General features: G+C 61.4%; 11 protein-coding genes. 5 read left to right on the top strand and 6 right to left on the bottom strand.

The window, feature by feature from the left end; genetic code table 11:
- Window positions 1–187: 187 nt before the first annotated feature.
- The 3 genes from QRN63_RS28240 to QRN63_RS28230 form a co-directional block, all read right to left on the bottom strand.
- On the bottom strand, window positions 188–946 hold the full coding sequence (locus QRN63_RS28240; protein WP_285034360.1) for an enoyl-CoA hydratase/isomerase family protein: 759 nt from the start codon (window positions 944–946) through the stop codon (window positions 188–190).
- Window positions 947–1,031: 85 nt separating this feature from the next.
- Entirely contained in the window at window positions 1,032–2,201 is a 1,170-nt protein-coding gene (locus QRN63_RS28235; protein ID WP_285034358.1) for an acyl-CoA dehydrogenase family protein, read from the bottom strand.
- Window positions 2,198–4,084, bottom strand: a complete 1,887-nt coding sequence (locus QRN63_RS28230; protein WP_285034356.1) for a class I adenylate-forming enzyme family protein — start codon at window positions 4,082–4,084, stop codon at window positions 2,198–2,200. Before QRN63_RS28230 ends, QRN63_RS28235 begins: the two co-directional genes overlap by 4 nt.
- On the opposite strand from QRN63_RS28230, the gene QRN63_RS28225 reads away from it, so the two are divergent.
- The 3 genes from QRN63_RS28225 to QRN63_RS28215 all read left to right on the top strand — a co-directional run bounded on the left by QRN63_RS28225 (window position 4,019) and on the right by QRN63_RS28215 (window position 6,186).
- Window positions 4,019–4,813 (top strand): enoyl-CoA hydratase/isomerase family protein, encoded by a 795-nt coding sequence (locus QRN63_RS28225; RefSeq protein WP_285034353.1) that lies wholly within the window; start codon window positions 4,019–4,021, stop codon window positions 4,811–4,813. The two genes, QRN63_RS28230 and QRN63_RS28225, sit on opposite strands and share 66 nt — an antisense overlap.
- Window positions 4,814–5,001: 188 nt before the next feature.
- Complete coding sequence (locus tag QRN63_RS28220; protein WP_285034350.1) at window positions 5,002–5,673, top strand: PaaI family thioesterase; 672 nt, start codon at window positions 5,002–5,004, stop codon at window positions 5,671–5,673.
- A 15-nt stretch (window positions 5,674–5,688) separates the two neighbouring features.
- Entirely contained in the window at window positions 5,689–6,186 is a 498-nt protein-coding gene (locus tag QRN63_RS28215; RefSeq protein ID WP_285034348.1) for a nuclear transport factor 2 family protein, read from the top strand.
- Between the two features lie 41 nt (window positions 6,187–6,227).
- On the opposite strand, the gene QRN63_RS28210 is transcribed toward QRN63_RS28215, so the two are convergent.
- The 3 genes from QRN63_RS28210 to QRN63_RS28200 form a co-directional block, all read right to left on the bottom strand.
- The gene (locus tag QRN63_RS28210; protein ID WP_285034346.1) at window positions 6,228–6,938 is read right to left on the bottom strand and encodes an oxidoreductase family protein; all 711 of its coding nucleotides are present in this window, start codon (window positions 6,936–6,938) and stop codon (window positions 6,228–6,230) included.
- Between the two features lie 465 nt (window positions 6,939–7,403).
- The gene (locus QRN63_RS28205; RefSeq protein ID WP_285034344.1) at window positions 7,404–8,381 is read right to left on the bottom strand and encodes a quinone oxidoreductase family protein; all 978 of its coding nucleotides are present in this window, start codon (window positions 8,379–8,381) and stop codon (window positions 7,404–7,406) included.
- Window positions 8,382–9,248: 867 nt separating this feature from the next.
- Window positions 9,249–9,929, bottom strand: a complete 681-nt coding sequence (locus QRN63_RS28200) for a TetR/AcrR family transcriptional regulator (protein WP_285034342.1) — start codon at window positions 9,927–9,929, stop codon at window positions 9,249–9,251.
- A 66-nt stretch (window positions 9,930–9,995) separates the two neighbouring features.
- Between QRN63_RS28200 and QRN63_RS28195 the strand changes: the two genes are divergently transcribed.
- A complete protein-coding gene (locus tag QRN63_RS28195) occupies window positions 9,996–11,387 on the top strand; it encodes a flavin-containing monooxygenase (protein ID WP_285034340.1) in 1,392 nt (463 codons plus the stop codon).
- The gene (locus QRN63_RS28190) at window positions 11,380–12,321 is read left to right on the top strand and encodes an alpha/beta hydrolase (protein ID WP_285034337.1); all 942 of its coding nucleotides are present in this window, start codon (window positions 11,380–11,382) and stop codon (window positions 12,319–12,321) included. The genes QRN63_RS28195 and QRN63_RS28190 overlap by 8 nt, the downstream gene beginning before the upstream one ends.
- Window positions 12,322–12,508 lie beyond the last annotated feature (187 nt).

The following is a 12,508-nucleotide window of genomic DNA, read 5'->3' as shown; positions in this document are numbered from 1 at the left end:
CGCCGGCATCGAGCAGGCGCTTGGTGGTCGCCAGGCCCAGGCCCGACGCACCACCGGTGACGACCGCTACGCTGTCGTGAATTTGCACGGGAGGATTACCTTTCGATGTTCTGATGACGATGTGGGGTTACCGCAGTGACTGGCCACGCCGGCGGTGGCGTAACTGATCTGACGTCAGTGGCACCGACTACTTGCGCAGTTTGCTGTACGCCTTGCTGATCCGGTCGTTGACCTCCGGGTGCCAGATGACCTCGCGGTAGGCCATCGTTTCGTAGGTCAGGGCGGCAATCGGGTCCATAGCAGGCGCCCGCAGTGCCATCTCCTTGTTGTTCATCGCCGATGCGGTGGTGGTTTCGGCGATGGATTTGGCCAATTCGGTTGCGGCACTGACAGCTTGACCGGCAGGGACGAGGCGATCCAGCAGGCCGATTCGAGCGGCTTCGGCGGCGTCGATGCGGTCACCAGAGAAGGTGAGCAGCTTCGCCTGGCTCAGACCGACGATTTTCCACAGCGGCGAAAAGTAAGGCGTAAGGCCCATCTTGATTTGCGGGTAGCCCATGATCACATCATCGGAGCCGATTCGAATGTCGGCGAAGACGGCGATATCGCAACCGCCGCCGAGTGCGGGCCCCGAGACCGCCGCGATGGTCGGCTTTGCATAGTCGAGCAGCGTTCCGTAAGCACGCATGCAGGCATCGGAGTACAGGACGCGGGTCTCCCCGGTGAAACCCGACTGCAGCTGCAGGTCCAACCCGGCGCAGAACACCTTGTCGCCGCCGGTGATCACGACGCAGGCCACGTCGTCGTTGGTGCGCCATTCGTCGAGACAGTCGCTCATGTCGGCCATGAGCTCCAGACTCAAGGCGTTACGACGGTCGATGCGGTCGAACGTGATGGTGCCGACACCGTCGGCGACGGAAGTCTTGATTTGGGTGAACTGTGACATGGGATTTCCTCTCGTTTGGTGAGTTTGGTTGGTGCTGTGATGTTTTGTTTTGGTGCTGTCGTCGGTGACGCTGCGGGCTTGGTGGCTAGAGCCCGAGGTCCCTTCCGATGATTTCCTTCATGATTTCGGTGGTGCCGCCGTAGATCGTTTGAATACGGGCGTCTGCAAAGGCACGGCTGACTGAGTATTCGCGCATGTATCCGTAGCCGCCGTGCAGCTGCAGGCACCGGTCGGCAACGCGCACCTGCAGTTCCGTGGTCCACCATTTTGCTTTCGCGGCACGCACGGCCGTCAGCTCGTGCTTGGCGTGCAGACTGACACAGTGGTCGACGTAAACGCGGGCGATGTCGAGTTCGGTGGCCAACTCGGCCAGCAGGAAACGGTTGTGCTGGAAGGTGCCGATCGGGCGGCCAAAAGCCTTGCGCTCGTTGACATAGTCGAGTGTTCTGCTGAGCACACCCTCGGCAGAGGAGACCGCGGTGATGGCCAGAGAGAGCCGTTCCTGGGGCAGGTTGCGCATCAGCTGGTAGAAGCCGGAGCCTTCCTGTCCGAGAAGGTTTTCTGCTGGCACACGAACGTCGGTGAAGCTCAGCTCACTGGTGTCCTGGCCGTGCAGGCCGAGTTTGTCAAGGTTGCGCCCCTTCTCGAAACCTGGCGTGCCGTTCTCGATGACGAACAGTGAGAGACCCTTGTGTTTGTCGTCGCTGGTGCGTGCCGCAACCACAACGATGTCGCAGTTCTGACCGTTGGAGATGAATGTCTTGGCGCCATTGATGACGTAGTGGTCGTTGTCGCGTACAGCGCGAGTTCGGATTCCTGAGAGGTCGCTTCCGGCGCCGGGTTCGGTCATGGCGATGGCGCCGATGAGGGTGCCGTTGGTTAGTCCGGGCAGCCATCGTTGCTTCTGCTCGTCGTTGGTGAGGTCAGTGAAATACGGCCCCACGACATCGTTTTGGAGTGCCAACCCCAATCCGACGGACGCATAACCGGATCGGCCGAACTCCTCGTCGAGGATGGCGTTGAACCTGAAGTCGTCGACGCCTGCCCCTCCGAACTCTTCCGGTGTGCTGAATAGCAGCATGCCGTGTTCGCCGGCTGTGGTGAATAGCGACCGGTCGACAACCTTGTCTTTTTCCCAGCGTTCAAAGTTGGGGGCGACGGTGGTGTCGATGAATTGCTTGATGGTGTCGCGGAACTGCTCGTGGTCGTCGTCGTAGATGGTTCGCGTCGGTGCGAGGTTGGTTGGTGCGGTCACTGTGTGTTCCTAACGGTGGTGGAATCGAGGCGGGCGTTGGTCGAGACGGCCAGGTCATCGAGGTCTGGTAGCCGGAACTTCTGGACCTTGCCGCTGGCAGTAGTTGGAATGGATGCCACGACATGCCATTCGATGGGTAGCTTGGCTTTGGCCAGTCCCGCATCGTAGAGGTAGCGGAGAAATGTGTCCGGTCCTGACCAGGTGGCACTGTCGACTAGGACTATCCAAGCTCCGACGGCTTCGCCGAACCGCTGGTCGGGCACCGCAGTGACCGCTGCGGTGTGAATGTCGCTGTGGCTGAGCAGAGCCTGTTCGATGTCCTGGGTGGAGAACTTCTCGCCGCCGCGGTTGATGATGTCCTTGCTGCGACCGGTCATTCGTACCCAGCCGTCCTCGACAACTCCGATGTCTCCTGGGTAGAACCAGCCGTCATCGTCGAATTGCGTTGCGGTGGTCTCGATGTCGGTGTATCCGTCGAACAACTGAGGGCCGCGGATGCGCAACTCGCCCTCGGTACCGAAATCGACGGGGCGGCGATCTGCGTCGACCGCCTCGATCTGCATCCCGGGCAATAAGCGGCCGTCCCAATTCTCCCGCCTCTCGTCCGAGTCGGTGGGAGTGGCGCCGGTGCAGATTCCGGCGGTTTCCGTCATGCCGTAGTTGCGGGTGGCGAAAATACCTGCATCTGCGGCGGCCCGGATGAGGCCGGCTGGAATCGTCGCGCCGGCGCACATGTAGGTGGTCAGGCGATGGCCGGTATCGGTGCCGTTGGCGTAGCGCGAAACGAGATCCTGGAGGAAAACTGTTGCACCCATCATCGTGGTGACTCGTTCGGCCGCGATGACCTTGACAGCTTCGTCTGGGCGCCAGGCGGGCAGGATGACCGCCCGAGCACCGAGAAACGCGGGCAGGAGAACCCCTGCGACGAAGCCGCTCAAATGGGACAGCGGGGTGCCGGCGGCCAACACGGCATGTGCGTCGAGATCGGCGATGCTGGCCATGTTGCGTAGCTGCGCCAGCAACGAACGTGACGATAAGACAGCGCCTTTGGGTGCCGAGGTGGTTCCGGAGGTGTAGAGAACCAGGGCCGGCTTGTCCGCCGCGGCCGGCTCAGGTAGTGACACATCACAGGGGATCGCTGCGTCGGCGTCGGGTACCGGCGTCCATCCGGGGGCTTCCCCGCCGACCAGGTAGCGGACGGCGGGGTGATGGCCCAGGCTCGCGAGCAGCCCGTCGATTTCGACGTCGGGGCGGCGTTCGCCGATCACAGCAGCAACAGCGACGACGGCGGGGCGGGTGTCGGCGAGTATCTGTCCGGTTTCATGTTCGCGGTAGATTGGGATTACCGGGACGTTGAGGGCTCCGATCCGGAACGCGGCGACCTGAAGTACCAGTGCTTCAAGGCAATTCGGCAATTGTACTATCACCCGGTCACCGGGATTGACGCCGCGGCTGACCATGTCGGATGCGACCGCCGTCACCCATGAGTCGAATTCACCGTAGGTGACCCGCCGGCCTTCGAACAGAAACAGTTCGCGTTCGGGGAAATCGGCCGCTTGTCGGGGGATCAAGTAGCCGACGCGCTCGTCGGTCCACAAACCCATTTCGACGTACTGCTGCACGTGATGAGACGGCACTGTCATGTCGATTCCTCGGTTGGGCGGACGGGCTAGCACTGACCCCGAACAATGACCATACAGCGTGTTCGACTTTTTGCAAAAAACTCGAACACGATGTACAGTTTTGTCGTCGGCGTGGTCACTCCGGTCCGTCGACGAGCACAGAGTCGTGCTCATACAGCGTCGGTGAGGATCGCGATGGCCGAGTACAAGTACCTGATCACAGGCATCGAAGACGGTGTGGGCATCCTTCAGCTCGACCATCCGGAGAAGCGCAATGCGCTGGGGTGGGAGCTGCATGAAGAGCTCATCGACGCCCTTGCTGGATGGGCCTATGACGATGAGGTCGCCGCTGTCCTCATCATTGGCAACGAGGATTACTTCTGCGCCGGGTGGGCACTCGATGTCCTCCAGGGCACTCAGGGAGATGAGCGCAATCGCTTCACCGACGTCGCATTGCGGTTCATGACAGACCTGTACGACTACCGCAAACCCACTGTCGCGGCGGTGGCCGGCGTAGCGCCCGGATACGGCATGGATGTGGCGAACATGTGCGATATCACGATCGCATCAGAGAATGCCGCCTTCGGCTCGACCCAGGTCAAATATGCAATGAATGGGTTCTACCACGGCATGCTGCGCAAGATGAATACCCAGCGCACTCGCCGGATGTTCTTTACCGGTGATCCGATCGACGCCCATGAGGCGCTGCGGGTGGGGTTGGTCGACGAGGTTGTCGAGGTCGGCAAGCTGCGTGAGACGGCGCTTAATCTCGCCAAGCAGATCGCGGAATCTGGCGCTGAGTTAACCACCGTACTCAAAGAGGTTGCTCTGCGCGCCCAGAACATGGACCACATCGGTGCGACGGCATATGAGCTGCGTGTCACGCAGGACCTAGTGCAACGCGGACTGTTTGCCCGCCGCATCGACGACGGATTGAAGCGCCTGAAATCGGGCCAGAGCCGGGCCACCGAGCGGCTGGCTCGACCGTAAAGATGTCGATCACGTCCACCGCTGCTGTGCGCGAGGCATTCTCGTGCTGCGTCGCAGACTCCGAGTCGGTCGAGGCCCGATTCGGGCTGCGCAACTGCTATCCCGAATCCGACGATAGCTGCTGCGAATACGCGCTGCCCCCGTGGGCGTTCGGTCAAGACGGCCGTCCACGCGCCGGCGCATTCGCAGTGGCAGCCGATCACATTCTCGGTGAGGTCAGTTTCATTCGGCGCCAGCCCGGTGAGTGGTCCCTGACCACGGAGCTGACGCTGGACTTCGTCGGCGGGCTCGTCGCCCCCGGCTCCGTGCTGCAAGTCAAGGGATCGGCAGTGCGGCTGGAGTCGAAATCAGGTTTCGTCTCGGGAGCAATAACTGACGGTGCTGGAACACCCGTGGTGCTGGCGACTACCCGTATCGTCAACGTACTTGGAGAACCAGAGATGACCCCGCCGGCACAGCCACAAGCGTTGATTGCCGGTTCGGCGAAAATTGATGCCTCGCTCGAGGAGAATCTCAGTATCTCGTACGTTGCTGGTGCTGATGGTCTGACGGCACGCTTGTCGGAACCCGCGGCGTGGACCAACGGCTTCCGCATCCTGCATGGCGGTGTTTGGGCATGTGTCGCCGAGGCGGTGGCATCAACGGCCGTCGCAACGACCAACGACGGGCTGTCGACCGCCCACATGCACGTCAGTTACTTACGCCCCGGTGTCCCGGCCGCCGGCATCAATGCCACCGCCGATGTGGTTCATGTCGGCGGCCGTTTCGCGCTGGTGTCGGTCCGCGGTTACGCCGATGACGGGACCCTGTGCACCGTGGCCAGTATTACCTTTCGTCGTATCGAACCATCAATCAGCTAGAACGGAGAAGCACACATGAGCACCACGCCACTGAGCGAAGAATTCCTGCGAGACTTTGGCACCCGTTGGGGGGCCGCGTGGAATTCGCACAGTACAGAACAGGTCTTGGCGCTACTGCATCCCGAAATCGTTTGGGACGACACGGTTTTCTGGCCGCACGTGATCAGTGGCATTGATGATATGCCGAAGTATGTCGACATGATCTGGAAAGTCATGCCAGATGTGCACTTCGAGGAAGTGCAGTTCTTCACGGCAGTTGACGATGGTCGGGCATTGTTCTTGTTCAAGCAGAGCGGTACGGGCCCGGCCCGATATGGCTCTGGGCGGTTCGACACCTACGGTTGCGACATATTCCTCGAATTTCGAGAGGGCTTGTTGTCTCGGTATCTCGCACAGTACGAAATCACCGAGATGATGCGGCAGTACGGCGCGTTACCGGCGCGGGGAGAGCTGATCGGGGGGAGCTATCTGTTGTCACTGATGACTGGTGCCTCCGGTACCGCTGGGACCTGATATTCGCCACGTCGGCTAATGGCATCGCGCTCGGGTGCGGGTCATCGGGTCATCGTCGCCAGCGCCGCGAAACTGTCGTTGTCCACGATCTGGGCTGCTGCGCGGCTCGCCATGGCCCCAAACATCGTGTCGCCGCGTTTGGTGCTCTCTACACCCAGGGAGACGGGAATTGTGAGTATCAACCCGTAGAGCGCGTGTGCTCGATATTCCAGCCAGCATCGATCGGCGTCATACCCCGTCACACCGCGAGAGATCAAGCGGCGGTGGTATTCCTCGACGAGGGCTCGCTCGTGTGTCGCCCGATCAGCCTCGGTCAGCGACGTACCAAGCAGGTAGGACACATCGATGACGCCCGGTGCCGTGGAGACACTCTGCCAGTCGACGACCGCGATCGGTGTCCGCCCGGCTTGGGCATTGAACAAGAGATTGTCGAGCCGAAAGTCGCCGTGCCACAGCGTGCGGTGCTCACTAAGTGTCGCCAGCCATTCGGGCACTTCGCGGCCCAGACGGTGTACCACGTCTATTAAGTCGGGTTTGAGATAGCCGTCAAATCGCTGCAACCAGGGGTTGATAATCTGCGGCAGCCCCCCGGCCAATGCGTTCCAGATATGTTCGATGGGAAGCCACGATTGTTTCGTGAGCGCCTCGTGGCCCCAGGACTCGGCGTGTAGTGCCGCGGCTTGGCCGAGTGCGAGATCGGCTTGATCGGCGGTGCAGCCGTCGATGTGTTCGACAGTCTGCGCGGGACACAAGTTGTACAGCTTTCACGCGGGGACCGCCTTTGGATGGGGGACACCAGGTCGCGTAGGAAACGCGCCTGGGAGTCCAAATTTTGGCCGCAGTGTGATGCCTCGGAATGTGCATCGAGTGGCCCATGGTGCCTAATGATTCTCGGCCGCAACATATCTCGTACCTCGAGGATGTTGGTCGTCTGCGTGGCGGCCTGATATCCCGCGTCGATGGCGACCACAATCACTGTCAGCTCCTCGCTCGCGCGGTTGCCCCGAACATCGTTGCGATCCAAATGTGTTCCAGGGCTGCGTGTATTGCCTCGGGGCTGTCGAGTCCGTGGCCACGCAGCCCTCTCGGATTGTCCCGGTCTTCCTGTTGCGATGAGGTTCGCGAACAGCAAGTCCAGTTGCCGGATTCTGGTTCCTTCGGCGGTGCGCCGCGTGGTCGCGTAGCGCACAGTGTGCTCTCGTGTGCGAAGTGATTGTTCACTTGCGCACGCGCAGCACGGTCTTGCCGGTTGTCGCACCGGATTCAATACGGCGATGGGCTTCAGCCGCGTCAGCCAGTTCGACGATCGCGTTGATAGGAACGTCGACTGCCCCGCTACTAACCAGTCGTATGGCTTCAGCGAGCGCCGGTGTCACTGCATCGGGCCGATCGGCTGCGATGCGCCCCAGGCTGAACCCGACGACGGTGCGACTTGTCAGGAACAGCTCGTTGGCTCCGACTGGTACGTCTGCGGACTTCGAAGCATTGCCGAGAACGACGATCCGACCGTCTGGTTGCAGCGTCTGGATGCTTGCGATTCGCGTGGGGCCGCCGACAGGGTCCACGATCACATCAGGTTGAGCGAAACATGTTGGTTTTGAGAGCCATTCATCACGCAGCATGACCGACGTGCAACCGAAGGATCGAGCCGCGGGAAGCTTGTCGGCGGCGCCCACGGTCCCGATGATCTCGCCGGCTCCCCGTTGGGCGGCGATTTGGCTGAGCTGGCTGCCCAGCCCGCTGGCCGCCGAATGGATAAGGATTGTTTCTCGCTGTCGCAGCTGAGCGCGATCCAGCGACATGATCGCCGTCGTCGTGTTGGACGGGGTTCCGGCGGCACGTTGGAGAAGAGAATCACTGTCATGCGGCAGCGGAACGACCATCCGAGCGTCAACGGTGACGATGTCCGCGTAACCACCTAGGTTGACGATCGTCAGTGCTGCGACAGGCTGCCCCGCGGACATTTGCGTGACATCGGTGCCGACGTCGCGAATCCATCCCGAGACCTCAATACCGGGCACCAACGGCAACACCTTTTTTAGCGCGCCGCGACGAAACATCGCATCAGCGAAGTTAACTCCAGCGTAAGCGACGTCGATCGTGACATGACCCGGTGGTGGAAGCGGTTCGGTGAGTACCTCGATGACCTCAAGAACCTCTGGGGGGCCATGCTTGGAGACGCGGACCGTACGCATCGTGCACCTCTTCCACACAGATGCCCTTACTGCGACAGGTATGTGTGTGCACGCCCGCGCAGATTAGGGGAACGAGCTGGAGCCGACTTACGCTCGCCAACTCCCGCAGACCAGCATAATTGATTTTATATTCGAAACGATGACTTTGGCCACCTCCGCTCGTCGGCTGGCGGCGTGCCCCGGGGTATGTGATTCCTGAAGTCAGCATGCGACAAATATGCATTCCTCCTTCGCGCGGTACTCGCGAATGAAGGTGCCGTCGTGCAATGCCGAAAGAGAAAACGTGGTCGCCAGGGCACCACACCCTTTGGCGGCGAGGGCGTTTGAACGGGGCCGCTGGCGCCGCAGTCGACCCGAAACGTGGATACGGGCCCCACGAGATTCCGATCTCGGGAGTGATATGCGGACCCATTTCACTGTGGATCTGTAGGGGAGGCGTTTCTGAAGCCTCATCGACTCTCGCACGCTGTGGTCGGTATCGGCCCGCTTGAACTCGAACATCGCTGTAAAGCAACACGATTGGCGTAGCGGCGGTCGGCGGCATCTGCACTGGGGCGGCCACGCCTTCGGCGAGGCGTTGTGCGGTACGCAAGGGCGGCATACGGTATCGCGACCTCCACGTCGAATCGATGAGATCGCCTGCCGACGGAGGCGGAATGCGGCATATGCGGTCCGTCGTGTACGCGGTGGGCGTTGATGGTCAGCAGGGCGGACAAGTCCTCGATTGGCGCCATGGCGCACAGTTCTAACCGTCATTGCATAGCACCGTCCGTCGCAGCGGACGGTCGTGCGCTGGTCGCAGAAGCGCGTGCATCGGCCGGTGTGCTGACACAAACGGCTTTGCTGTTCGGCTTGAGCCCATCCCTTTCAAGAGTTCTGGCCGCCTCCGTATAGCGTCCGCGACCAGATGACCGCGAGCGCATCAAGTTCGGCGGCGACCTGCTCGGCGGTGCCACCGGTACGAAGTAGGCGTTCCAGGCTGCGTTCGTTCATCGACAGCAGCGGGCGCAGCAATAACGCAGGTTCTGGACCAGGAGCTGCGACGCCTGCGCTGCGGTCGATGCTCACTACCTCGGCGACGGGGGCTACGAACCGCTCGAGCCAACGCTCCCAGATTTCGGCGGCCTCGCGATCTGTCGCGCGTGCATCCAAGACGGCCAGCATCAGTGGACGGTGGCGCTGCCATAGGGCCCAGAGGTTCTCGAAGGCCGCACGCAGTGCAACTGTGGGATCGTTCGATCTGGTCATGAATTGACTGGCGCCAGTAAATGTTTCGTCGTAAAGCTCGTCGAGCAATGTTGCGACGGCCACTGCTTTGCTCGGGAAGTAAAAGTAGAAGCCGGTTCGCCGCACGCCGGCGGCCGCGGCGATTTCGTTGACGCTTAGTTCATCGATGCTGCTGGTTCGCAGTAGCTCTTCGAGTGACTCGAGGATCCGCTGGCGGGTTAGGTCGCTCTTGCGCACCCGGGCTGCGGACCAACGCGCGGTATCGGTCACAAGGAGTGCTTCCGATTCCATTTTTCGACAGTTGTCGATTTTTTTGGACATGCGTCGATTCTAGGCCTAGTATGAGTTGCGCCACAACTACGCCCGAAAGTGCGTGCCGTCATGGTCATGGAGGACACATTGGCAACTCAAAAACCCAAGGTCGCCGTCATTGGCGCAGGAATCAGCGGGTTAACCACCGGGAAAAATCTGGGCGACTACGGCATCGACTACACCGTCTACGAGTCGGGTGACCGCGTCGGTGGCAACTGGGCCTTCAAGAATTCGAACGGCCATTCAAGTGCTTACCGGTCCCTGCACATCGACACGTCCAAGGAAGGACTGCGTTTCCGCGACTTCGCCATCTCGAAGGCCTACCCCGACTTTCCGCATCACACCCAGGTGCAGCAGTACCTCGAGGATTACTGCCTGGCCTTCAACATCAAGCGGCACATCCGGTTTGAGACACCTGTCAAACATGCACGCCGGCTGCCCGGTGGTGGCTGGGAGCTGACAACTGCGGCGGGGGAGAGCGATCTGTATGACGCCTTGGTGGTCGCCAATGGGCATCACTGGGACCCGCGCTACGCCGAATTCCCTGGCGAGTTCACCGGCGAGCAGATGCACTCCCACTACTACATTGACCCGTCCGACCCGAAAGACCTGCGCGGCAAGCGAATCCTGGTCGTCGGAATCGGCAACAGCGCCTCAGACATCACGTCCGAGCTGTCGCAGAAGAGCAACCGCAATCAGGTGTTTCTGTCGACTAGATCGGGAGCGTGGGTAGTGCCGAAGTACCTGATGGGCGTCCCGGTAGACCAACTGCTGGCCTTGCAGCCGCGGCTTCCGTTGCGCCCACAGAAGATCGCCGCTCGTATCCTGCCGAAGCTGTTATCGGGCAATATGGAGAACTACGGTCTCCCGCGGCCCGATCACAACTTCATGGAGGCCCATCCCACCCAGTCTGCCGAACTGCTGGTTCGGCTCGGATCTGGCGACGTCGTCGCCAAACCCAACGTGCAGGCGCTGGAAGGCAACAAAGTTCGCTTCGTTGACGGTTCCGTGGAAGAAGTCGACGTCATCATCTGGGCCACCGGGTACAACATCTCTTTCCCGTTCTTCGACGCCGAGTTCCTGAGCGCGCCCGGCAACAAGATCGACCTATTCAAGCGGATGTTCAAGCCCGGCGTCGATGACCTGGTCCTCGTAGGATTCGGACAAGCCCTTCCGACTCTGTTCCCCTTTGTCGAATGCCAGGCGCAATTGGCCGCACGCTATCTGGCGGGCACCTACCGCACGCCCGATGAGGCCGCGATGCATTTGGCCATCGCTCGGGACGACAAGCGCGACCGCGGGCACGTAAGCGACCGGCCTCGCCATACCCAGCAGATGGACACCCCGGTCTACAACCACGACATCAACCATCGCGAGATCCCTGCTGGCACAGAGAGGGCGCGACGCCTCGGTCCTGTCGTGCTGGCTGGCCGCGCCGCTCAACACCTGGAGCAGACTCATGCCTAGCACCGTATCCTTTCAGTCCCATGGAAAGAATTGTTATGCAACGCATTACGTCGGTGTTGGGGATGATTTCGTTCTCGACAGCCACCGCCCGTGTGTGGTGATGGCACACGGATTCAGCGCTACGGTGGACAGCGGGCTGGCCGAGTACGCAGAACGACTCTCGGCGGCAGGCCTCGACGTGCTCGCCTTCGATTATCGCGGCTTTGGGCGCAACGCCGCTCTCGGGACGCCGGTCGATGTCAACCCCCGATCTCACGAATCCGATTACCGGGCAGCGATCAGCCACGCGCGCACGCTGGCCGGTGTCGATCCGGCCCGGATTGTGTTGTGGGGTGTTTCGCTGTCGTCGGGCCACGTAATCGCCGTGGCAGCGGGCGACCCTTCGGTGGCAGGGGTCATTGCTGTTACCCCGGCCGTCAGTGGACCCGCCGCGATCCAGCTGGTCCTACAGCGATCGCCTTTGGCTGCCTTGCGGATGGCACTAGCTGCGATGCGTGATTCGCTCGCCGCAGTGCGGGGTGCGCCCCGGGTGTCGGTGTCCGTAGTCGGGGAGCCCGGTACGACCGCGGTGATGTCGGCCCCGGGCGCCGCCGCTGGCTACGCCAAGATGGCCGGCAGTACAGCAGTCAATGCAGTACCCGCGAGGTCGGTGTTGGGGGCGGCGCTCTATCGACCGGCTCGTAAAGCCGCTCGGGTGAGCTGCCCTGTCCTGATGCAGATCGCGGACAATGATCTGTCTGCGCCGCCGGAGCCGGCCCGTAAGGCTGCGTTTCGCTGCCGGGCCGACGTACGCCACTATCCATGCGACCACTTCGACGTTTATCCCGGTGGTGACTGGTTCGATGCCATCGTTGAGCACCAGTTGCATTTCTTGCGTCGGCATTTCGCTGCTGAGTCGGAGTTCGCGCCGGTAGTCCCGATAGTTGTAACGTGATGATGCCATGAATACCTCAGCACAGCAATGCTATTGGTGTTGGCAATGGCAGTCCTGAGGAAGGGGATGAGAGTGTCGGGGTCCAACGGGCCGCTGACCGATGAGTTTGGTGCGCTGGGCTCGTCCGGGGCGCCGTCCTCGGTGGCGCTGACCCGATGATGCGCCCCGTCCGGCGCGGAAATAGCTG

It is taken from the genome of Mycolicibacterium sp. lyk4-40-TYG-92, from assembly GCF_030209435.1.
Lineage (GTDB): Bacteria > Actinomycetota > Actinomycetes > Mycobacteriales > Mycobacteriaceae > Mycobacterium.
The sequence above is the reverse complement of the archived record's forward strand: the minus strand, read 5'-3'. Positions and strand labels throughout refer to the sequence as shown.